Origin of the sequence: Arthrobacter sp. S41, from assembly GCF_004320535.1 — a bacterium.
GTDB lineage: Bacteria > Actinomycetota > Actinomycetes > Actinomycetales > Micrococcaceae > Glutamicibacter.
In genome coordinates, this window is sequence record NZ_SIHY01000001.1 from 2,103,095 (window position 1) to 2,125,765 (window position 22,671).

Below are 22,671 nucleotides of genomic sequence, written 5' to 3' on the forward strand. Positions count from 1 at the left end.
TCGCCCAGCCTAAGGCTAAGAGGCCTGCGCGACATCGCAACCCGATCAAGCAGACACCCACAGAGGTGATGATCGTGAATCCGCGAACCAGCGGGTAGGACAGGTTCGTGAGCGGAGCACTGGCAATGAGGCCAACCTATACCCACCGCTCCCCTAGACAGGTGCGCCGCACAAACCCCAGGAGACGACGCATATTCACGGCGGCCGTAACCATATAACCTTTGACCCACGCTGAGACCTTGGAACAGGCTTGCACCCACGTGGTCGAGTCGATGAACCCCAGTCGGAATCCACGCATACTGTCGCGTAGCCCCAAGTCAACGCCCCGGTAACGTTCCACGGATCCCAACCATCGAGCTCACTCAGTTGCGCAGAGCGCAAGTGATTCGACGTGCCACCCAGCGGCAATGGAATTCCGCTGGCCTCGATGCCCGGAATCATGGAAGCACACCAGTGCGAATCTTCCACCGCGAACATTCGAGTGAGCACTTTGTGCCCGGCATTGTAGTAGTTCACGGCTGTTTGGACGCTGACCAGTGGGCGGAGAGTCGGTGGCTGAGCGCGCCGACCCTCGTTGCTCACTGTCATGGCGAGGCGCACGAGGATCATCGACGGTCGAGCATCAGTAAATTCACAGCGTCGATAATCAAGCAAGCAGGACCCTGGCTCCAGATCAGCGCTGCCATAAGTCAAACACGTGTTCAGGCCGGTCTCAACGCGTGCTGTCAACCCCGGCGCTAACAGCTGCGGCACCCGGCCTGCCAATAATTCACGCGGCACCGCGAGCCCACGGCGAAAACCGCCGCATGTTTGACCTCCACATCAACTATGCGGCGGTTTGGCGGGCATTATCCGATCGACAGATCCCACTTCACCACGTCGCCGGAAAAGCCCCTATTCATTCATCGCTTCGCCTGGCATCGGCCCTCCCAGCTTCCTACGCGGCCCGACGGACTGGATTGCCCGCCATGGCCAACCCCAAACGCTGGCGTACAGTTACCGGCGTGTGCTCATGGACTCTCCTCTCCACATGATCGTCTGGCAAACTTTTGTTGCTGCCTGCACGGTGTGCAGCAAAAGTAAGGCGGTGGTCACCGTTCCCACACCGCCAGGTACTGGGCTCAGCGCGCGAACCTTGGGTTGCACCGAAGCGGTGTGGACGTCGCCAACTAGTTGCCCATCGTCATCCACGTTCGTTCCTACATCGATAACCACCGACGAGTCAGCCACTTCATGGGCGGTGAGCAGGTTGGCGCGTCCAACAGCCATGACCGTCACCGCAGCCGTCTTGGTGAATTCGGGCAGTTCTGCGGTTTGCGAATGACAGATGCTCACCGTGGCATCACGCTGTAACAACAGCTGAGCCAAGGGTTTACCCACGACCGCTGAGCGTCCGACTACTGCCACATGGTGGCCCGCGAGCGGGATCCGATAATGCTCAAGAATCTCAATCACCGAACGCGCGGTCGCTGGAGCAAAAGCAGGCTGGCCCACAGTTAGTCGGCCAAGACTCAATGGATTGGCCCCGTCAATATGTTTGGTCGGGTCGATCAACTGCACCAACGCCGCAGCATCCACGCCACTGGGTACCGGGGTCTGCAGGATGATGCCGTGGACTGCTTCGTCCCCGTTCAAGGCCTCAATGGTGGCAGTAAGTTGCGCCTGGGTACCGTCCGGCAGTTCCAGCACTTGACATTCAACGCCTTGTGCAGCGGCGGCTCGCTCGATGGAGCGCACATACCATGTGGTCGCTTCGTTCCGGGTCGCGAGGACGACCGCTAACCGTGCACTGAAGCTATCACGGTTCAGACCGACTACCAACTGAGCGGTCCGCGCCCGAATCTCATCAGCTACCGGTTTCCCACTCAAACGTTGTGCCGTCATACCGTCACCGCCGAGCGCACCTCGCAGCTGAGCTTTTGAGCTTGACCGATCATCTCACTGGCTAGGTTCGTGACCAGACCCAGGCGCTCCCGCTCTACTTCATCCTTGATGGCAGCGATATTCATTTCTAAGGTGACCAGCGCGGTTCCTAAAGCAGCGCGCGCAGACTCCCCTGCGGCAGCAATATCACTAGAAACGGCGCGATTTGCTATAGGCAATAAGTCTTGGGCAAGGTTGATGATTTTAGAAGCGATGTCAACCGTGGATATCAAAGGAGCGGCTGCTTCAATGGTGGCCTTGCGAATCGTTGTACTTCGAATGAGCTTCTGCTCTTCATCATCTTTTGGCAAAAAATACGCATCACTGAGCAGTCCGAACAGCCGCTCATCTTCTTCAGCGGCGTGTATTGCTTCTCGCATATGCTGCTTTGCTCTTTGTGCGATGAGCTCAGCTTGCTCTTGAACCTCGACATACCGTGGGCCGGAGGTAAATTCTGCCACCATTGACACCAGTGCGGCGCCCTGGGCCGCATGCAGTGCTGCCGCCGCCCCTCCGCCTGGAGCGGGCGCTCTAGAAGCGAGCCGCTGAAGATAACTGGTGACAGTTTCAGTGGTGATCATGGAATATCCCATCGCTCAGTGTGCATGGCATGACAGTCCTAGACCAACCGGATCTGGCCGTGTTGGCTGCTTCAGCCCGCACCATAATGGGCCACAGGAATGCTGAATACGACACATAGGGCTTAATATCCAGTTGGTATATCACACTTTATTGAAGTCTAGAACACCACCGCGCGCTGGTCAAGAGCTTTTCCGCTAGCCTCCACGAACGTTAACTTCCAGTCCCAAACAGACAATGAGGCGCAGCCTAAATACTCAACTCGCGCCTGGTTGTTTCGTGCTATTCAATCCAAGTCTTACCCATGTCAACCAGTAACGTCTGGAACGCGTTTTCTGCTGGTGCGCGAACACGATCCCTGCGCTGAGCCAAGACCACACTTCGCGCTGCGGCACCCGAACCAAGAGAAAGGATTTTGACGCCTGGATGTGGGTTCATCACCGCGGACTGCGGCGCCAAGGCAATGCCCAGTCCAACAGAAACCATCGCTTGAGCTTCTTGATAATCGTTAGCCTGGAAGGAGATCTTTGGCGAGAAACCTGCGGCGTTGCAAGAGCGCTCTAGGAGCTCAGCAACCGGATGCATGTTTGCTCTGACGATCCAGTGATCGCCTGACGTGGCAGCCATATCCACTTCATCAAACTCAGCTAAAGGGTGGTCGGCACCAACAACCAAAACAGTAGGTTCGGTAAACAACGTGGTGAGTTCAAAGTCCGTCCGGTTCAGCGGCATCCAGTCATATTCCCACAGCAGACCAAGGGAGATTTCGCCACGGGAGAGCAACCCCATAAGCTCCTGCAATCTCGTACTACGCACGTCGAGATTAATCGACGGGTACATCTTGCGGAACTTGCTGATGACCTGAGGCAAGAACGAACTACCCAGCGTTGGGAAGGTACCCAAACTCAAGCTGCCACTTTTCAGTCCTGCCAGCTGGTCTAAGTCCGCTATGGCCGCATCCATTCGACGCAAGATCGAGCGTGCGTGACCGGCAAGGATATGTCCTGCATCCGTGGGAACCATGCCGCGCGCATGTCGCTGCAGCAGCGGTTGCCCCACTTCTTCTTCCAGCTTTCGCAACTGCTGGGAGACGCCAGATGGAGTGTAAAAAAGTTCATCAGCAGCCGCCGTGACCGATCCGCCTTCTACGACGGCGAGCAGTATTTGCAGTCTTTTGATGTCGAGCACGCCAGCACCTTTCAGTAAAACTTAACTATATTTCAGAAAGCTTACACGCCATGGAATCACTCGAATAGACAACGATCGCTTCAGCCCGCTTCAAGCCCCAGCAGCAATTCTCCACGTCTAAACAGTTTGTAATTTCGCAGTTTTAAGCATTACTACAACTATATGCAGTTTTTGTAGCTACTCATTAACTGACTGCTCACGGATCATCAATAGCAGATTATTGTGCTGGCCGTCACGGTCAAGGCTGGCGCGCAGTTCTGAAGAGATTGGCTCAATCCATTGAAACAAGCAGTCACAGCGACTTGGATGCGCGGAGGTACCAGCAAATGCTGGGTCTTCGAAAAAAGCGCACTGCAAGTCCCCGGGTACACTACCGATGAGGTGTTGCTTCGCCTCTTTGGTTCTCCCGACTCCCGCCAAATCGATGGCGTTGGTGGAGGCAGCTCAACGACGAGCAAAGCCGTCATCCTGGAACCAAGCCAGGAACCAGGAATCGATGTTGAGTACACCTTTGCCGAAGTCGGAATCGACCAAGCTGTCGTAGATTGGGGAAGCAACTGCGGAAATTGCTCCGCCGTCATCGCTCCTTACGCCCTGAAACGGGGCTGGGTTCAGGCCAAGGACCAGTTTGTCACCGTGCACATTCGCAACACCAATACGGGACAGCTGCTCGTCGAACAAATGAACCTCGACGGTTCAGAATTTTCGGCCCTCATCCCCGGCGTCCCTTTCACCGCCCAAGGCGTTGAGATAGGTTTCCTCGATCCGGCCGGTGCCACCACCGGGAAGCTGTTTCCTGATAGAAACGAAACGTCAACGCTGAGCATTCACGGCGACACGTCGGAGCAAGTTCAGGCAACGCTCATCGATGCCGGCGCACCCATCGTCATCATTGATGCGCAGTCCGCACGACTTGAAGGCATTGAGTTTTCACACTGGCTCACCGAGTCACTGGATGAAATGCCACGCCTTGACCGCATCCGCCGTGCAGGCGCGGTGGCCATGGGGCTAGCCGACTCTCCAGCCCAAGCCGAACGGGCCATCCCCAAGCTGGCCATCGTCCAAGCCGCCGACACACAGAACCACAACGACCTACTGGTCATGATGCTCTCCATGGGTGCTCCGCATCCAGCCTTGGCCATCACCGGAAGCATTGGGCTGACCCTGGCAGCCCAACATCAAGGAACCGTGCTGGCAAAGCTGCTGAAGCAGACGCCCGGCGAGTTCCTCAAACTACAAACACCTGCCGGTCAGATCACTACCTGGCAGCGCCAGATCGACGGCACATTGGTTGTGGGCACCACCCGCACCGCTCGAGTATTAGCCGAATCTACGCTCAGTTTTGACCCCATCAGCACAGAACATGGTGAACCAACCGTGACTCATCTTGAACTTCCCGACGCCTCAGAAGATCAGCTTCTGCCCGACCCAGAACCTCATCGTCGCCGCACCGTCTTCGCATCGGTGACAGCCTTCGCGGTGCTCGGTCTGGGAGCTACCCTCGTGGGTGGAGGATTACTGAACCCACCAGCCACCACGGCCGACGGTGACTATTCAGGGAAACCATTGAGATGGTCATTCCACTGGCCGAAGGTGGAGGCACCGATACCTGGGCCCGATTTGTCGGCCAAGAACTAGCTCAAGACATTCCCGGGCAGCCCGGATTCGCGCCAGTCAACGAGGCCGGCGGTGAAGGCATTACCGGGAGTAACCGCTTCGCCTCCTCCGCCTCGGATGACGGGACCGAGCTACTGGTCAGCACCGCCACTACGGTGGTCCCTTGGGTCTTGGACCGAAACGTGGTGAAGTACTCGTTCGAGGATCTTACACCGGTTCTGGTCAACGGCACCGGCGGGGTGATCTACGCTCGCACGGCCGCTGGTGTGACGTCCCCCAAGGACCTGACCGACCGGCAGAAGCCATTGGTCTTTGGCGGCATTTCAGCTACCGGCCTTGATCTCACTACGCTGGTTGCCTTCGATCTCTTGCAAGCAGACATCTCGGCAACCTTCGGCTTCGAAGGACGCGGACCAGTCAACTTAGCCCTACAACGTGGAGAAGTAGATATCGACTACACCACCACCTCCTCGTATCAGTCCGCCGTTGAGCCGAGCGAAAAGGACGGGTCAGCTACCGTACTGATGTCCTTTGGCCAGCTCGATGAGAATGGGAAAGTTATCCGTGATCCCAACTTCACGGACACGCCCACAGTGACCGAGGTGTATCAGCAACTGCATGGAAAAGCACCTGAAGGGCCTAAATTTGAGGCCTACAAAACTCTGCTCGGCTTGACCTACACCTACCAAAAGGGACTCTGGGCACCCAAGGATGCACCCGCAGAAGCAGTGACGTTGCTGCGCGACTCCGCCCATGAGCTTTCAGACGATAAAGAATTCAACAAAAAGGCCGCCGAGGTACTCGGTGGTTACCCGATCGTCGCTGATCAAGACCTATCCGAACGCGTTAAAAACGTTTACACCGTGACCGATGAGACCAAGAGCTATGTCACTACCTTGCTCAAGGACTCCTACGGCATCGAATTAGATTAAGAAGGCACGACAATGTTGGATTCCGCATTGGCCGCTTTGGCCTCGCGGGCCGATCCGAGCATGCTATTGATGCTGCTCATCGGCGTTATCTCAGGGTTGGTTATGGGCCTGATCCCAGGCTTGGGCGGCACCGCCGCCGTAGCCATCCTGCTACCGGTCACCTTTGGCATGGAACCTGCGTCCGCGCTGGCCCTGCTCATCGGTGCCTTAGCCGTAGTACATACCTCGGACACGGTATCGGCAGTATTACTTGGTGCCCCGGGCTCAGCTTCTGCCTCGGTCACCATGCTTGACGGGTACGCGATGGCGCGCAAAGGCCAAGCCAAACGAGCCCTGAGCTGTTTATGCTGACCGTTCTCGGCGTGGCGCTGGCCGCGGTGCTCTCTCGAGGCAACGTGATCAAAGGATTAACCGCTGGGCTAGCTGGCATGTTGGTGGGCATGATTGGCACCGCGCCGAGCACCGCTGAAGAACGCTTCACTTTTGGTTCACTCTTCCTCGGCGACGGACTGTCCCTAGTAGCAGTGGCGCTGGGTATTTTTGGCCTGGCAGAAATTGCTTCGCGGGCCAGCCAGCGCCGTGGTGACAAGCAGTCGGTAGAGGTTACCGGTGGGTGGGGCTCGGGCATCCGAGAATGGCTCACCCACTGGTCTCAGGTGCTTCGTGGTGGGCTGATCGGCATTTGGGCCGGAGTTCTACCTGGTGTGGGCGCAACCGCTGGAATTTGGTTGGCTTACGGTCAAGCTGTGGCAACCGCCAAGGACAAGCGCCAGTTCGGTAAAGGTGACCCGCGAGGCATCGTGGGTCCGGAAAGCGCCAACAACTCGCTGGAGGCCGGCGACTTGATCCCCACCTTCCTCTTCGGCATTCCTGGCGGTGTTCCCTCGGCCATGCTCTTGGGCATGCTGTTGACCTACGGCATCCAGCCTGGTCCAAGTATTATCAACGAACACCTTGACCTGCTGTACATGATCATTTGGGCTTTTGCCATTGCCTCGGTACTTGGTGCGCTCTTCTGCTTTATGACGGTACGTCCGTTGTCCTCACTGACCAAGGTTCCCTTCTCTATCTTGGCGGCCGGTCTTGTCGTGATCATGCTGTTGGGCTCATTCCAGGACGGTGGACAGCTCGGAGACCTGTGGGTCATGTTGCTGCTCGGCGTTGCTGGCTGGGTTTTGAAGTCCACCGGTTTCCCACGCGCACCATTTTTAATCGGCTTTGTGCTGGCCATCCCGATGGAACGCTACTACTTCCTTACCGACAGCCTGTACGAGGGCTTCGACTGGATGCTGCGCCCCGGCGCCATGGTGTTCATCGCGATTCTGGTTCTGCCGATCCTCTGGAATATCTTCAAGTGGTTCCGTGCCCGTCGCAAGCTCAGCGCTGATGATGAGCTGAAGTCTGACAGCGCTCCTGATGCTGAGGCTCCGCTGAAGAATTCCATCTGGTCGCTGTGCGCTGCCGCAGTTCTACTGGTTGTATTTGCCGGTTCACTGGTGCTCTCCTCCAGTTACTCGCCGGATGCCAAGCTGGTTCCGCAGTTGGTCGGTTGGGTCGGAGTCATCATGTCCCTGGTTGTGTTGATGACCGAGCTGCGCACCCGCAAGGCGGCGGCAAACACTTCGCAGCAGGTACCCATTGATGCCACCGCGTTCTTGAACGAACAGGCGGCCGTCACCCCTGACGGTGCCACCACTGTCCGCGGCGGATCAGCTGCTTCAGGTAAGCATGCTGCACTGACTAACGAAGCAGTAGTGGGTTCAGCTCGAACTACGGATGCTTTGGTTCCAAGCCTGCCCGGTGTTGCCATGCCCGGCGGCGGAGGTTCGTGGGGTCCGAAGTGGACCGCCGATGCATCCTTCGCACTAAGGACCTTCGCATGGATGGCTGGTTTCCTGATCCTGACAGCACTGTTGGGTTACCTCGCTGCCATCTCCATCTTCCTTCCGACCTTCTTGTTGATCGTGGCTCGCGCCAAGCTCAAAACCACCATCATCTACACAATTGTCTTCTTTGTGCTGATGCTGGCTCTACCTTCTCTGTTGCCCATCGATCTTCCACAGGGCCTGCTGGCCTCGTGGCTCTGTTCCGCTTTTACCTAGGAGAACTCCATGGCAATTCTCGCTTGCTTTAGCAATACGCCCGCAGAAAAAGCTGCAATACGCCGGGCACTGGCCGAAGCCCATAAGGCTCAGGACTCATTGTTGATCGCGAATCTCGATAGGGAACCGATCTCTGAGGCGAACCTTGGCATTGATATGAATGCGTTGTTGGACTTCGGGGTGCCTTTGCAGGTCCTGCCGCAGTCCGACACCGTCCATGATCCCGCCGACTTTGTGCTTCAGTCTGAACAAGATCATCAAGTCTCGCTCATTGTTCTGGGCTTACGTAAACGCTCCAGGGTGGGAAAGTTGTTGATGGGAAGCGTCGCTCAGCGCATCCTCATCGAGGCTGACTGCCCGGTGCTGGCAGTGAAGGCTCAGGATTAGGCTAGGCGTCTAGCAAAATAATTACGGTCCCATTCAAGGTTCCGCGTCCTTTTGATTTGATCAACAAGACGCGGAACCTTTTTGGTCTTCAGCTTCTGGGTGATCGATGAGATAAGACTTCTTCAACAAACTTGTACAAATTAATTGTATTCTGAGGCTATGGAAATTTCTTCGGAGGAATCTGACTTACCTCAAGCGCTCTTCGACGCGCTGTTCCCGCTGCTCGGATTGGTCCATGCAGCCCGCACCCTCTCTCCGGGGAAAATTGGCATCCTCAGAACCCTCGCGGCAGACGAACATGTCAGCGCGACTCGGCTAAGTCAGGTGATCGGAGTCAGCCAACAAGCCATCTCACTGTCCACTAAAGAGTTGGAATCCTTAGGGCTGATCGAACGACACAAAGCTGACGTAGACCGCCGCAAGCTCTGGTTCCGCCTGACCAAAGCGGGCCAGCAAAAACTAGATTCTGAAATTCAACAAGGTCGCGAAGCACTCAAGAAAGCTATTGGAAACGAACTAAACCACAAGGAGCTCAAACTTATCCACGACGCTATTCCTGCACTGACAAAAATCAAGACGGCGGCAGCCCGATGAGCGATACAAAATTAGCAACTGAACGTACGACCCTGCTGCCCACACTCGTCTTCGCAGCCCTAGCTACGGCCATTGTTTCTTCACTCGGCATGTTGTTAGTACCTTCCATCGCCAGCCAATTCGACGTGGATGTGGCGACAGCCCAATGGATGCTCACCGTCAATCTCTTGGCAGGTGCTGTAGCAACTCCCATTCTTGGTCGGCTTAGCGACGGTCCGCATAAAAAGCGTCTGCTCCTAGTTTCTTTGAGCATCATGTTCCTCGGATCAGTCTTGGCCGCCGCGGCACCAAACTTCGGATTGTTCTTGGCCGGCCGGGCCTTGCAGGGCCTGTCTTATGGCATCGTGCCCATCACGATCTCCATTGCCCGTCGCTATGTTGAGAAAAAGAAAGTTCAGCCAACCATCTCCACCCTGTCGGTGACGGTCTCCTCGGGTATTGGCGTTGGCTACCCATTGACCGGTATCATCGCAGGGCTCTTTGATTACAGTTTCGCCTTTTGGTTTGGCGCCATCTTTGTTTTGGCCACCATCATCGTGGTGTGGAAAGTAGTTCCTTCCGGTCCTGATACGCACGCCGAGTCTCGACCCTTCGACTACCTCGGCACTGCCTTGCTGACCTTCGGTTTAGGCTCGCTGCTCTTGGCCATCTCAGAAGGACCTAAATGGGGGTGGTCGTCGTTGCCTACCCTGACATTGATTATTTTTGCCGTGGTCATCTTGACCGTTTGGGTTCTCGTCGAGAACAAACTCGCCTTCCCGCTGATCAACCTGCGCACGCTCAAGCAGGGAGAAGTACTCCTGGCCAATATCTCCGCCATCGCTCTCGGAGCAGCACTGTATATCGGTATGTCGGTCTCTTCGCTGGTTGCTCAGGCCGAAACCTCCACTGGATACGGGCTGAGCTTGCCAGTGTTCTGGGCCGGATTTGTCATCTTCCCACTCTCGGTTGGTAGCTTCACTGCCAACAGAATTGTCCGAGTTTTGGCTAAGAAAATTGGCATTCAAGTGATGCTGCCCGTCGGTGCCATCATCATGTCCTTAGCCGGCACCCTGTTGTGGCTACTGCATTCCCAGCTCTGGGAAATCTTGTTGAGCATGCTGGTCTTCGGTCTTGGCATGGGAGCCAGTTATGCCGCGATGCCAGCGCTGATTGCCAGAAGCGTGGCGGTCCAGGAACTGGGTAGCTCGGTCAGCTTTAACCAGGTCTTGCGAACTGTCGGCTCCTCATTTGGCACCGCGATTTCTGCGGCCATCATCGCCACCCATCCCGGGTTGCATGGCGAGGCCAGCTCGACCAGTATCAATATGACCTTCTTGATCGGTGCAGTGCTGTGCATAACCCTCGGTATAGCGCTGTTGATCAATTCGGCGCTCCGTTCCTCACCAGCAACCGCATCGGTACCGACCCGCATCAATTCCTCGGGAGCAAACAAGAAGTGACGCCGGAAGATCCGTAGATCCTTCGGCGTCACTTATTGTTCCTGCGCTCAGGCTAGAGCTCGACGACCTCAAACTCCATCAGGTCAGCACCGTGAGCTACCGACTTCTTGCCTTCGCTGCCAGCATGGGCTGCGCCCGAACGCTCATCTCGCCAGTTTTCAAAATCCTCACGTGTGGCCCACTGGGTGTACACAAAGTAGCGGTCTTCGCCGGCTACTGGGCGCAACAGCTTAAAACCTTCAAAGCCAAGTGAGTAATCCACGGACTGTTTGCGTGCCGCAAAGCGCTTTTCCAGTTCTTCACCGGAACCTTCGGGAACCGACAGGGCATTGATGACAACAATCGACATGTTCAACCTTTCTTAGCGGTGCTTCACCGAAACAGAAGCTTCTCAAAGCCACCCTACGCCGGAAGTTTCCCCGGTGGCAGTTCGTGGCGCAGTGCAACGCCCTTGACGCGTATTGACTTTCTAATCAGCGAATTCTTCTGGCCAGCAGATCTCAAAACGTTCCAAAATCAGTTCACCGCCGGGCTTCAGGGTATCCGCCGGTGACCACTCGCGACCGATTGACTTCTGAGTTCGTCGCCAGAATTTCTCGTGTTCTTTTTGCCAATAGCCAAGGCTCAGATCACCTTCGCCCTCGGCCGCTGCGAACTGCTCATCGACCTCGTCGAAGCTGGAACGCTCCACACTGATCACTCGAAGAATGGCTTTGGGTTCACCCTGACCATCACAGATGATGCAGTGATCATCTACTTGCGGAATGCGTTCGTCGTAGTACGCGTATTCACTGGCCAATGACGACGTAGCGCGCTTGGTGCCATGCATAATGGCGTTCAACAGTTCATCGGCCAGCGCTGGGTGATCTCCGAAAGATTCTGCGACATGGTGCGGTGCCGCTTCAGGATTGATGCCCCGATGTGCCAGATGTTCAGCCCACATGGCTTCGGCAGCCGTTGTGTTTACCGGTGGAAGTTCTGGCACAGGATTCTCATTCATAGCTTGATCCTACGGCGTGATGGATTTTCTAGTGCGTTCTGGAATGAAGTGAGGCGACGGTGGGCGACAGGAAATTGGTCAGCTACCGTTTTCAAACTTGCTCATGGCAGGTTCCGAATTTCGTAGTCCAACGGGCATTGGCGGGGCTTCGCGAGTCGCCGCTGGCCGTTCAATCTTTACCGGCAGATCTGCACGGACCGCAGGAGTATCTTCATCCGTTGATAACTTCAGGCAGTGACGTAAGTGAAGGTAGGTCTTGATTCCAAAGCCGATAAGAATGCTCAGGAGTATTGCACCAAAAACTACCGAAACTAGCAGCACGTCGTTGGGAGTGAAATCACTGATTTCTTTGGTCAACAACGACGGAGCAGAGTTCGCATCCGTACTCGTTCCTGAAATCGTAAGCAACCGCGTCATCGTCACCATAGAACTCCACCCTATGGTGCGCACGCAGTGAACTTGGCCATTCTCAGGCAATTGATATGGGTTCGTTACGATACGTTCATGTGATCACGGTTAAATGTCGAAAGGCCACTGCCCGTCAACGATTTTCGTAGAACGGGGCAGTGGCCTTGAACGGTAATTACTTAGTTTTCTCTACGGATCAGTTGACCGTGTGGAGTCTGGAAGTCCACGTCGGTGCCAGCGACGATTGAACGCCTGACTAGCCCTTGCAGTTCCTTGCCCTGGTACGGAGAAATCGGGTTCTTGTGGTGAAGGTTCTGCACATCCACCTCGAAGCTTTCCTCTGGGGCGAAGACGGCGAAGTCAGCGTCGCGGCCTTCTTCGATCACTGCCTTGTTATTTAGTCCGGCGAGCTTGGAGGGATTCACGCTCATCCAAGAAATCACCTGCTCCAAGCTGATCCCGCGCTTCTTAGCTTCGGACCAGATCAACGGCAGGCCCAACTGCAACGATGCGACGCCACCCCAGGCCACTCCGAAGTCACCGTTTTCCACGTCCTTCAGATCAACCGTTGACGGTGAATGATCAGAAACGATGCAGTCGATAATTCCTTCCTGAAGCCCGCGCCACAACAGGTCGCGGTTAGCGTCTTCGCGAATTGGCGGGCAGCATTTGAAGGCGGTTGCGCCGTCTGGGATGTCTTCAGATAACAGCGTCAGGTAGTGCGGGCACGTTTCCACCGTGAGCTTCACGCCCTCTGCTTTAGCCTGGCGGATCATGTCCAACGCATCCGAGCTGGAAAGGTGCAGCACGTGTGCGCGCACCCCGGTCTTGCGAGCACGGTCAATGACCTGCTCAATAGCCGTGTTTTCTGCTGAGCGCGGGCGCGAATCAAGGAAACGCGAATAGGTGGAGCCTGAAGCCTGAGGAGAACTATCAATGATTTCTGAATCCTCGGCGTGTACCACCATCAAAGAGTCAAAGGAGGCCAGTTCAGCCATGTCCTCTTCCATCTCATCAACACTCAATGAGGGGAATTCATCAACTCCCGAATGCAACAGGAAGCATTTAAAACCGAAGACACCAGCCTCGTGTAGCTCGCGCAAATCCTGTTTGTTGCCCGGCACCGCTCCGCCCCAGAAACCCACGTTCACAAACGCATTCTTGCTGGCGGCTTCACGCTTGATGTTCAGCGCTTCAAGATTCACGGTGGGAGGAATGGAGTTCAGCGGCATGTCCACGATGGTGGTTACCCCGCCAGCGGCAGCTGCCTTGGTGGCTGATTCAAAGCCTTCCCATTCGGTGCGACCCGGCTCATTAACATGAACGTGAGTATCCACGAGCCCGGGTAGAAGCACTTCGTCCTCAGCTACCTCGATGACTCGCTCACCAACAAGCTGAGCTCCGAGTTCTTCAATGGCGACGATCTTGCCGTCACGAACACCAACTTCGCGCGGGCCAATTCCCTGCGCAGTTAGTACCTGCGAACCGCGAAGAACCAGATCATAAGCACCGGTTGTTGTGGAGGGTTCGGCGGAATTGCGGTCAACGGTCTCATTGATGCTCATACGTTGTTCCTACTCGTTTTTGGTGGTGTTGTGCTTGGCAGCTCAATGCCAGTTTAGGTGGTAGTGGCGCGGGGCACACCCAGATTGGTGAACCGGTGCCCCGCGCCAATATTTTTTGCGGGTTCGCAAGTCAGCGACGACTGCCTTTCACGCACCCACGGTGGCTACTGCACCCAATGGCACCAATGCGGTTGGTGCGTCATCAGGCAACAGAGCCAGGTCTTCAAATTCATTGACGGAATCCAGCGCAGCGCCCATGGAGATGTTGGTGACCTTCTCCAGTATCACCTCGACCACCACTGGAACCTGATGTTCTTTGGCCAGCGCGTTAGCTTGAGCAAAACCGTCGGCCAGCTGGCTCGGATCCTCAATACGAACCGCCTTGCAACCTAAGCCTTCAGCTACCTTCACATGGTCAACCCCGTACCCGTTGGTCTCGGGAGAGTTGATGTTATCGAAGCCCAACGAGACGTGATAATCCATGTCAAAAGGTCGCTGAGACTGGCGAATCAGGCCAAGGTACGAGTTATTGACGACCACGTGAATATAAGGCAGCTTGAACTGCGCTCCCACGGCCAACTCTTCGATCATGAACTGGAAATCATAGTCACCGGAAAGGGCTACAACTCGTTGTCCAGGCTTGCCACGTACAACGCCCAGCGCGGCAGGTCCGGTCCAGCCCAGCGGGCCTGCTTGCCCGGCGTTGATCCACTTGCGTGGACCATAAACGTGCAGCATCTGTGCGCCAGCAATTTGCGAAAGCCCAATGGTTGAGACGTAGGTGGTGTCTTGGCCGAAGGCTGCATTCATCTCTTGATATACACGCTGCGGCTTGATCGGGATGTTCTCAAAGTTGGTCTTCCGGTGCCCGGTGGACTTACGTGCGGTGCACTCATCGGCCCAGCTGGAGTAGTCCGGCAGGGTGCCTGCGGCCTTGCGCTCACGCACCACTTCGAGAATGGCTTCGATTGCTGCTTTGGCATCAGAGACAACGCCTAGATCCGGAGAAAACACTCGGCCAATCTGCGTCGCTTCGATATCTACGTGGATGAACTTTCGGCCCGCCCGGTAGGTATCCAGTGCACCGGTATGGCGATTGGCCCAACGGTTGCCCAAGCCCAGCACCATGTCTGATTCCAGGAAGCTGGCGTTGCCGTATTTGGTATGGGTTTGGATGCCCACCATGCCTGACTGCAAACGATGATCATCCGGGATGATACCCCAGCCCATCAACGTTGGTGAGACCGGGATGTTCAACTCTTCAGCCAGCGCAATTAATTGCTCGCTGGCGTTGGCGTTGATGATTCCACCACCGGCAATGATGATTGGCTTTTTGCCGCTGAGCAGCAGATCAACAATCTTTTCTGCCTGTCCGCGGGTGGCCTTGGGCCGCTCAAAGGGCAATGGTTCATAGGCATCAATGTCAAAGTCTATCTCTGCCAGTTGAACGTTAATCGGCAGGTCAATAAGTGCTGGGCCGGGACGTCCTGAGCGCATGATCTGGAAGGCCTTGGCAAAGGTTCCGGGAACCAAACCTGGCTCCAAAACGATGGAGGCGTACTTAGTTACCGGCTTGGCGATGGATACGATATCTACCGATTGGAAATCTTCTTTGTGCAATACGTTGGTCGGAGCTTGCCCGGTAATGCACAGCATTGGAATTGAGTCCGCAATAGCTGCGTAGAGGCCGGTGATCATGTCGGTGCCAGCCGGACCCGAAGTTCCTAGGCACAAGCCGATCTTGCCGGTGGCCCGTGAGTAACCGTCGGCGGCATGGGAGGCACCTTCCACGTGGCGGTGCAGGGTGTGGCGAATTCCGCCATGGTCTTTCATGGCTGAGTACAACGGGTTGATGGCTGCCCCGGGAAGGCCGAAGGCTTCGGTGGCGCCTTCCTTTTCCAGGATCTGAACGATGGCATCTACTGCACGCATCTTTGGCATGGGTAACACGTCCTTTGAGAAGAAAGATTGAACCTACGGCGAGCTGCGCGGCGTTTGAGTCACCACAGCATCTGCTCCTTGAGCACCAGATTTTGGTGGCGGGCTGGAACGTAGCCCTCACGGGCCACCGGCGGAACTGGCTGCGACTTACCGTGTACCAAAGTCGCGGCTGTCCGAATCATTCGGTGGCTCGTACCAAGTTCTGAGGAGCTGGCGCTGGCTGCGCTGCTCGCCGTAGGAAATAAGGAAGGCCTAGGCCGGTTGGGGTGCGTCGATCTTTCCGGCCAGGCGCTGTACGCCGTTGTAGAGTGCGCTGTGGTCCAGCGCTCCATCGCCGCAGGCCACGGTGGAGGTCACCAGTTGGGCCACCAAAGCACCGAGTGGGAGCACCACTCCAGCTTCTCTGGCGGCCGAGGTCACGATGCCCATATCTTTGTTGTGGAGGGCAAGACGGAATCCGGGTTCGAATTCGCGGTCCAGGATTTTTTGCGCTTTTTGGTCAAGTACCTTGGAGCCGGCCAGTCCCCCGCCGAGCACCGTGATCGCTGCGTTGGTGTCCACTCCGTAGGCTTCAAGGAACACCACTGCTTCACTGAGCGCTTGAATATTGGCGGCGACAATCAGTTGGTTGGCCGCTTTCACGGTCTGCCCGGAGCCAGCTGGTCCCACCAGCACAACGGTCTTTCCTATTGCATCCAGCACTGGGCGGGCGGCTTCAAAGTCCGCTGATTCCCCGCCGACCATGATGGACAATGCTGCGTTAATAGCTCCTGCTTCTCCACCAGAGACCGGAGCATCTAGTGGACGAAGCCCTGCTTCGCGGGCAGAGGTTGCAAGCGAGACTGCCACATCTGGACGGATTGTTGAGTTATCAATCCATAGGGCGCCGGCCTCGGCATTGGCAAAAACTCCGTCTTGGCCAAGGACAACGTCTTGGACGTCGGGAGAATCTGGAACCATGGTGATAATTGCATCAGCGTCCGCGACTGCATGGGCGATGGACGTTGCTTTGGTTCCGCCAACGGCTGCCAGTGCGTCGACTGCCGCGTCGCTGCGGTTATAGCCGGTGACGTTGAAGCCAGCGTGAACAAGATTCTTGGCCATTGGCAGGCCCATGATTCCCAGTCCAATAAAGGCAATATTCTGTGTCATGCGGTGCTCCTAAAGTGGTGTGGACTCGGAATAGGTCGAAGCTTGGGCGGTGGCCAACCAGTCAAAAGCGGTGCTTGCATCCTGCTTGTATTCCAGTGCAACTTTTCCGGTGTATCCCAGTTCGCGAGAGCGAGCGATCCATTCAAGCAGTGGTAGCTCTCCGGTGCCCGGGGCGCCTCGGCCTGGTGCATCAGCGATCTGAATGTGCCCGAAGTCCTTGGCATGTTCTTCAATGACCGCTGCGACATCATCGCCGTTAACGGCTAGGTGGTAGAAGTCAGCCAAGAGGGCAATATTTGACTGTCCCTGAGCTTGAACCGCCTTGACTACGTTGAGAGCCTGAGCTGCAGTTTTTAGCGGGTAGGTTTCCATGCCGGAGACCGGTTCAATGAGCACGGTTCCATCAACCTTGGCCACCGCGGCGGTTGCAGCCAGGAGGTTGTTCAAGGCCAGCGCATCTTGAGCTTCTGGGGCAACATCTGGCAGTCGGTTTCCATATAGGGCATTAAAGGAAGTGCATCCGGTGGCTTCAGCGATACCAACAACAACGTCGAGGTTGTCCTTGAATTCGGCTTCTCGTCCCACCCAGGAAACTAGGCCTCGGTCTCCATCTGGCATGTCGCCGGCGAAGAAGTTCAGTCCGTCGAGTTGGACTCCGGCGTCCATCAGTGAGGCGACAAATTCATCAACCTGCTGATCCGTGGGCACGGCCTGGGTAAATGGCCACCAGAATTCGACACTTTCGAAGCCCGCCTGACGCGCTGCTGCAGCACGCTGCAGCAGTGGCAGTTCAGTAAGAAGAATCGAGCAATTCAGAGTGTAAGACACCGGATTTCCCTCCAAGACCATCTTCCTAAATTTCCGCTTTGTGGAATCTAGGTTTTGCTTTATGAAAACAGTAAGTCTCGACTCGGAGCACTGTCAACCCCTTGAGGAGTAACTTTTACATACTCCTCGATAGCCCGCTGCGGAACGCTTTTGTCCCCGGGAAGGCAAGTAATGATTGCTTCATACACGAAACATGATCGACAGAAACCGGGTCTAGCCAGCCCATTCCCCTGCGCGGAATGGCGAAAGCGTTTCTCAAATATTTCCACTGAGTGAAATCAGGATTTTCTATTGCGGTAACCAAAACGCAAGCCTACAGTTGGTAACCAGTTGATGTGGCACACATCTCGGAGTGACTTTTTCTAACTCAGGAGCAGCCATGAGCGTACGTCTCATAGGGAGTCCAGCTGGCAGGACGTGGGGGCAATTGCCCTCCGCGACTTTGCCAGTAGTAGGCACCCCGTCCGAGTTCTATCGGAACTTCGGACAACCGATCTACCCGTAGCCAAGGCTCTGGTCCAGTATTCGGACCGATGCAATCTCACGCTACAAATAGATCAGCATGCCTCGTGCATGCGCGCTGTAGGTGCAGGCAATCCCCCAAAGATTTCTTTCTTTGCATACCCCTGCCCTCCAGCATTCTTCTGAGAAGAGGACCTCACCATGAGGCAAAACATTTCGGAGCCAGGCTTGGCCGCGCCAGCAGTTGCACTTACACCCAGCCAGGGAATTGATCCTGCCAACCCGCACGAGCTCAGCCCCACCTTGTACAACCAAGATTTGGCACCAACCACCCGCAATGGACGATCGTGGAATGCCTACAGCATCTTCACCCTCTGGGCCAACGACGTTCACTCTCTAGGCAACTACGCCTTTGCCATCGGACTCTTCGCCTTAGGCATGAGTGCCGGCCAAATTCTTGGCGCACTGGCCATCGGGGCGGCCCTACTCTTTGTCCTCCTTAGCCTCTCCGGCTACATGGGTGAAAAGACCGGCGTTCCCTTCCCCGTCATGAGTCGAATCGCCTTTGGCATCAATGGCGCCCAAATTCCTGCGCTGATTCGTGGAGCAGTGGCTATCGCCTGGTTTGGCATTCAAACCTACCTGGCCTCGCAGGTACTTTCGGTGATGGTTGTAGCCGTCGCCCCGGGTGTTGCAAGTCTTGAACCCTCCAGCTTCCTTGGGCTCAACGTGCTCGGGTGGATCTGCTTTGTGGCACTGTGGGCCGTCCAGTTGGTCATTGTCAGCTATGGCATGGAAATGATCCGCAAGTACGAGGCCTTCGCCGGTCCCGTCATCTTGGTAACCTTCTTGGCACTGGCCATCTGGATGCTCTTCGAATCCGGATTTAACATCTCGCTGAGCACCGGCGAAACCAAAACTGGCGGGCAGATGTGGGCCGCGATGTTTGGTGCCGCCGCCCTATGGGTCGCCATCTACGGAACCTTCGTTCTGAACTTCTGCGACTTCACTCGCGGAGCCTCCTCCAAGAAGGCCATCATCAAGGGCAACTTCTTTGGCATCCCACTGAACATGTTGTTCTTCGGAGCTATCGTTGTGGTTTTGACCGGCACCCAGTTCTCCATCAATGGCAAGGTCATCACCTCACCCTCTGATGTTGTCGGGGCCATTCCCAACACCTTCTTATTGTTGCTAGCTTCCGCCGCCTTGCTGGTGCTCACCATTGCGGTAAACCTCATGGCCAACTTTGTGGCACCCACCTACGCGCTAACCAATCTGTTCCCGAAAAAACTGAACTTCCGCAGTGCCGCCATGATCTCAGGAGTTATCGGCCTGGTGATCCTGCCGTGGAATATGTACAACTCTCCGGAAATCATCAATTACTTCCTTGGTGGACTCGGTGCATTGCTTGGCCCACTATTTGGCATCATCATGGCCGACTACTGGCTGATCCGCCGTGCGCGCATCAACGTCATGGATCTGTATCGGACAAATCCGGAAGGAACCTACTACTTCACCCGCGGGGTGAACTACCGCGCGGTGACCGCCCTAGTGATCAGCTCAGCCATCGCTCTGGTCTTGGCCTTTGTTCCTGCACTTCACGTCGTTGGATCCTTCGCGTGGTTCCTCGGTTCTGGCGCAGGTGCCCTGGCGTATCTTGCCCTAGCCAAGCGACACAACGATCTTGTCGACATTGACGGTGAGCCTATCGCCGTGGCTCCAACTCACTAGGAGCATCATGCGAATCCTCATTTTGAATGTGAACACCACTGCGTCCATGACCAAGGCCATCGGCGACTCGGCTCGGCAGGTAGCTTCACCGGGCACAGAAATTGTTGAGCTGACTCCGGACTTCGGCGCGGACTCCTGCGAAGGCAACTTTGAAAGCTACCTTGCTGCCATTGCCGTCATGGACAAAGTGGTTCGATATCCAGAACCTTTTGATGCGGTGATTCAGGCCGGCTATGGCGAACATGGACGCGAAGGGCTGCAAGAACTCCTTGATGTCCCCGTTGTAGACATCACCGAGGCAGCGGCCTCGACAGCTCAATTCCTGGGCCACAAGTATTCGGTGGTTACCACCTTGGATCGTGCGGTGCCGCTGATTGAAGACCGGCTGAAGCTCGCTGGTCTCACGGATCGCCTCGCCTCGGTGCGCGCCAGCGGACTGGGTGTTCTTGAACTGGAATCTGACCCACAGCGCGCGGTAGCTGCGATCGTTGAGCAGTCTCGAATCGCAGTGGAAAAGGACAAGGCTGAAGTAATCTGTCTTGGTTGTGGTGGCATGGCCGAGCTGGAGGAACAAGTGCGGCAGGCTACCGGTGTGCCGATTGTTGACGGGGTCCGCGCTGCGGTGACTATCGCGGATTCCTTGGTGCGAATGGGGCTGAACACCTCGAAGGTTCGCACCTACGCTCCCCCACGTCCCAAGGTCCTGACCGGGTGGCCAATCACTGCCAATTCCCTTACCAAGTGAATGCGCAGGAGCATCCCAGTTGGTGCACAGACAGCGCGTTTAGAGTTGTAAGTACCTCATGAAGGTGCGAGTGATGACATAAGAAAACCCCGATGCTTCGGCATCGGGGTTTCCTTTTTGCGTCAGCGGATTACTTAGAGTTCACGCTATCCTCAAGCAGCTGCTCAGCTTCCTGATCTGCAGCGTATTTGCGTGATGCCTCTCCAACCAACGCCACAGCGATGGCGAGCACACCGGTCACAAGAATTCCCAACCCAATGTGGACCTGCAAGAAGGCGGCACCGGTTGCGGCACCGGCGAGGATCAATACAACCGCCAGTAATCGTCGCTGCCAGAACTTTCCACTGCCACCACCTAGTGGCGAATCAGCGGCAAGGCCGGTCAGGGTTGAAGTCACCACGACCGTGGTGACGTCCTTAACGCCTAGGTGTCGCGCGGTTGCTGCTTGGAGTCCCATCGCGGCAGCAATAAAGCCAGTGATCAACAGTGCCACAACGTCTGATGTTTGGTGAAGGTCTAGGAACAAAGCGAGCGAAGTCAGCGCGAGGCACACACCCACCACAGCGATCAACAGTGTAGTTCGTCGGTTCCAGCCAGCTAGTTCCCGCTTCAAAACGCGACCACCGATCATGGCACCCACAACAAATCCGGCCAGTGCCACAACCGGGCCAACCACGGGAAGATCATCTGCGCCCAAAAGCGCCATGCCCAGGATTACTACGTTGCCGGTCATGTTGCCGGTGAAGACCCTGTCCAGTCCGAGGTAACCAACGGCGTCAATGATTCCCGTAGTAAAGGTCAGTGCGAGCATCAACCAGAGATTGATTCGGTCAGGGCCGTGAGTCTTGAACAGGTGAGTCATTCTAATTTTCTTTCGCTACTTCCGGACAGGTTTGGGGAGGCGAGGTTCGCGCCGTCCTTGGCTGCCTTCGCAAAAGTGCAGCTCAGTCACCACCGCATGCAAACTCGAAACTCCTGTTTGCATGCTAATCGTCGGGCTGCACGCGAGACTATTTCGATGACGGGGTACTAAAGACCAGCTAACGTAACAAATCGCGCAGCTGGGTAACGCTGCGAATTCTGCCCGCAAACATGCGTCATATCGTTGCTATCTTCGTTCCTCTCTTCGTGGTTTGCGCTGTGAATACCCAACTTAAACACCAACGGTCGCCGTAGCTCCTGAGAATTCAGGAGTTACGACGACCGTAGGTGTTTTGCCCTCTAGGGATCGCTTAGTGCATCAGCTGATTAGCTAATGACCTCGGCAATCGGGGTTGATCCGTCGTAGAAGTTCACGGTCTGGCGAACTGCTGCGTTGGTATCAACTACGTGCGTGATGACCTCTGCGACGTTGTCGCGTGATGCCTTACCGGTCTCTGAGCTGGCCGGAGCACCGTCAATGTTTCCGGACTCATCAGCGATGACCAGCTTCTTAGTGGCTGGTTCAAGGGTCAGCGCGCCTGGACCAAGAATGGTGTATTCCAAGTCAGTGTCTCGAAGTACGGCATCCGCATCGTGCTTTGCCTTGGCGTAGGTGTAGAAGGAGTTCTCTGGATCGAGGTTGTCCACATCTACTAATGCGCGGGAGTAGGAAACCATCACGAAGCGGCTGACACCTGCTTGTTTTGCAGCTTCCATCGAACGAACCGCAGCATCAAAGTCCACGGCGACGGTGCGTTCTGGGCTACCGCCGCCGGCGCCGGCCGAGAAGACAATTGCGTGTGCGCCGGTGAAGGCTTCGGTCAGCTGTTCAACATCAGCGTTTTCGATATCAAGCACCACTGGGTTGGCACCGGTCGCGGAGATCTCTTCAGAATGCGCAGGGTTACGGATCAGTGAGTCTACGGCGAAACCGCGCTCGACCAGTTTTGGTGCGGCGAGCAAAGCTACCTTGCCATGGCCACCAATAAGGACTACTCGACGTTCTTCAGACATGTACTACTCCTTCTGATCGTTGATCTCATCGTCTTATTCTGCACAACGACGATGAGTTGTGAACTATTCCCAAGAGACCACTAAACAGACCCAATCTGATAGTCCGCTCAATGCCTGTTTTATTCAATGCTCACCGAGCG

General features: G+C 55.9%; 20 protein-coding genes and 1 pseudogene. 8 read left to right on the forward strand and 13 right to left on the reverse strand.

Features of this window, described 5'->3' with window-relative positions:
• Positions 1–996 precede the first annotated feature (996 nt).
• The 3 genes from EYR88_RS09670 to EYR88_RS09680 form a co-directional block, all read right to left on the reverse strand.
• A complete protein-coding gene (locus tag EYR88_RS09670; protein ID WP_131089423.1) occupies positions 997–1,884 on the reverse strand; it encodes a bifunctional 5,10-methylenetetrahydrofolate dehydrogenase/5,10-methenyltetrahydrofolate cyclohydrolase in 888 nt (295 codons plus the stop codon).
• Positions 1,881–2,504 (reverse strand): cyclodeaminase/cyclohydrolase family protein, encoded by a 624-nt coding sequence (locus tag EYR88_RS09675; RefSeq protein WP_165477314.1) that lies wholly within the window; start codon positions 2,502–2,504, stop codon positions 1,881–1,883. Before EYR88_RS09675 ends, EYR88_RS09670 begins: the two co-directional genes overlap by 4 nt.
• Positions 2,505–2,784: 280 nt before the next feature.
• Positions 2,785–3,690, reverse strand: a complete 906-nt coding sequence (locus EYR88_RS09680; RefSeq protein WP_131089425.1) for a LysR family transcriptional regulator — start codon at positions 3,688–3,690, stop codon at positions 2,785–2,787.
• 279 nt (positions 3,691–3,969) lie between these two features.
• Here EYR88_RS09680 and EYR88_RS16025 point away from each other — a divergent pair, with 279 nt between their 5' ends.
• The 6 genes and pseudogenes from EYR88_RS16025 to EYR88_RS09705 all read left to right on the forward strand — a co-directional run bounded on the left by EYR88_RS16025 (position 3,970) and on the right by EYR88_RS09705 (position 10,764).
• Positions 3,970–5,328, forward strand: a complete 1,359-nt coding sequence (locus EYR88_RS16025) for a PrpF domain-containing protein (protein WP_242632506.1) — start codon at positions 3,970–3,972, stop codon at positions 5,326–5,328.
• Positions 5,262–6,239: a hypothetical protein gene (locus tag EYR88_RS16030; RefSeq protein WP_165477315.1), complete on the forward strand. Its 978-nt coding sequence runs from the start codon at positions 5,262–5,264 to the stop codon at positions 6,237–6,239. Before EYR88_RS16025 ends, EYR88_RS16030 begins: the two co-directional genes overlap by 67 nt.
• Before the next feature lie 102 nt (positions 6,240–6,341).
• A pseudogene (locus EYR88_RS09690) lies at positions 6,342–8,341 on the forward strand (tripartite tricarboxylate transporter permease).
• Between the two features lie 9 nt (positions 8,342–8,350).
• Positions 8,351–8,728 (forward strand): universal stress protein, encoded by a 378-nt coding sequence (locus EYR88_RS09695; RefSeq protein WP_131089426.1) that lies wholly within the window; start codon positions 8,351–8,353, stop codon positions 8,726–8,728.
• Positions 8,729–8,887: 159 nt separating this feature from the next.
• Positions 8,888–9,322 (forward strand): helix-turn-helix domain-containing protein, encoded by a 435-nt coding sequence (locus EYR88_RS09700; RefSeq protein WP_131089427.1) that lies wholly within the window; start codon positions 8,888–8,890, stop codon positions 9,320–9,322.
• Positions 9,319–10,764: an MFS transporter gene (locus EYR88_RS09705; protein WP_131089428.1), complete on the forward strand. Its 1,446-nt coding sequence runs from the start codon at positions 9,319–9,321 to the stop codon at positions 10,762–10,764. The genes EYR88_RS09700 and EYR88_RS09705 overlap by 4 nt, the downstream gene beginning before the upstream one ends.
• Positions 10,765–10,816: 52 nt before the next feature.
• Here the strand turns inward: EYR88_RS09705 and EYR88_RS09710 are convergent, their stop codons facing one another.
• The 8 genes from EYR88_RS09710 to EYR88_RS09740 all read right to left on the reverse strand — a co-directional run bounded on the left by EYR88_RS09710 (position 10,817) and on the right by EYR88_RS09740 (position 17,658).
• Positions 10,817–11,113 (reverse strand): antibiotic biosynthesis monooxygenase, encoded by a 297-nt coding sequence (locus EYR88_RS09710; RefSeq protein WP_131089429.1) that lies wholly within the window; start codon positions 11,111–11,113, stop codon positions 10,817–10,819.
• Positions 11,114–11,233: 120 nt separating this feature from the next.
• Positions 11,234–11,764: an ASCH domain-containing protein gene (locus tag EYR88_RS09715; RefSeq protein WP_131089430.1), complete on the reverse strand. Its 531-nt coding sequence runs from the start codon at positions 11,762–11,764 to the stop codon at positions 11,234–11,236.
• Between the two features lie 78 nt (positions 11,765–11,842).
• The gene (locus tag EYR88_RS09720; protein ID WP_131089431.1) at positions 11,843–12,181 is read right to left on the reverse strand and encodes a hypothetical protein; all 339 of its coding nucleotides are present in this window, start codon (positions 12,179–12,181) and stop codon (positions 11,843–11,845) included.
• A 170-nt stretch (positions 12,182–12,351) separates the two neighbouring features.
• Positions 12,352–13,737: an allantoinase AllB gene (gene allB, locus EYR88_RS09725; RefSeq protein WP_131089432.1), complete on the reverse strand. Its 1,386-nt coding sequence runs from the start codon at positions 13,735–13,737 to the stop codon at positions 12,352–12,354.
• 147 nt (positions 13,738–13,884) lie between these two features.
• On the reverse strand, positions 13,885–15,678 hold the full coding sequence (gene gcl, locus EYR88_RS09730) for a glyoxylate carboligase (protein ID WP_131089433.1): 1,794 nt from the start codon (positions 15,676–15,678) through the stop codon (positions 13,885–13,887).
• Positions 15,679–15,737: 59 nt separating this feature from the next.
• Positions 15,738–15,860 carry a hypothetical protein gene (locus tag EYR88_RS16360; RefSeq protein ID WP_262199085.1) on the reverse strand — a complete coding sequence of 41 codons (123 nt, stop codon included), beginning with the start codon at positions 15,858–15,860 and terminating at the stop codon, positions 15,738–15,740.
• Positions 15,861–15,930: 70 nt separating this feature from the next.
• On the reverse strand, positions 15,931–16,830 hold the full coding sequence (locus EYR88_RS09735) for a 2-hydroxy-3-oxopropionate reductase (RefSeq protein ID WP_131089434.1): 900 nt from the start codon (positions 16,828–16,830) through the stop codon (positions 15,931–15,933).
• Between the two features lie 9 nt (positions 16,831–16,839).
• Positions 16,840–17,658, reverse strand: a complete 819-nt coding sequence (locus tag EYR88_RS09740; protein WP_131089435.1) for a TIM barrel protein — start codon at positions 17,656–17,658, stop codon at positions 16,840–16,842.
• A gap of 663 nt (positions 17,659–18,321) precedes the next feature.
• On the opposite strand from EYR88_RS09740, the gene EYR88_RS09745 reads away from it, so the two are divergent.
• Together EYR88_RS09745 and EYR88_RS09750 are read left to right on the forward strand one after the other, a co-directional pair.
• Positions 18,322–19,851: an NCS1 family nucleobase:cation symporter-1 gene (locus tag EYR88_RS09745; protein WP_131089437.1), complete on the forward strand. Its 1,530-nt coding sequence runs from the start codon at positions 18,322–18,324 to the stop codon at positions 19,849–19,851.
• 7 nt (positions 19,852–19,858) lie between these two features.
• The gene (locus EYR88_RS09750) at positions 19,859–20,596 is read left to right on the forward strand and encodes an aspartate/glutamate racemase family protein (protein WP_131089439.1); all 738 of its coding nucleotides are present in this window, start codon (positions 19,859–19,861) and stop codon (positions 20,594–20,596) included.
• A gap of 130 nt (positions 20,597–20,726) precedes the next feature.
• Here EYR88_RS09750 and EYR88_RS09755 read toward each other — a convergent pair whose 3' ends face one another.
• Together EYR88_RS09755 and EYR88_RS09760 are read right to left on the reverse strand one after the other, a co-directional pair.
• Positions 20,727–21,458, reverse strand: a complete 732-nt coding sequence (locus EYR88_RS09755) for a YoaK family protein (protein ID WP_131089440.1) — start codon at positions 21,456–21,458, stop codon at positions 20,727–20,729.
• Between the two features lie 386 nt (positions 21,459–21,844).
• On the reverse strand, positions 21,845–22,531 hold the full coding sequence (locus EYR88_RS09760) for an SDR family oxidoreductase (RefSeq protein ID WP_131089441.1): 687 nt from the start codon (positions 22,529–22,531) through the stop codon (positions 21,845–21,847).
• Positions 22,532–22,671 lie beyond the last annotated feature (140 nt).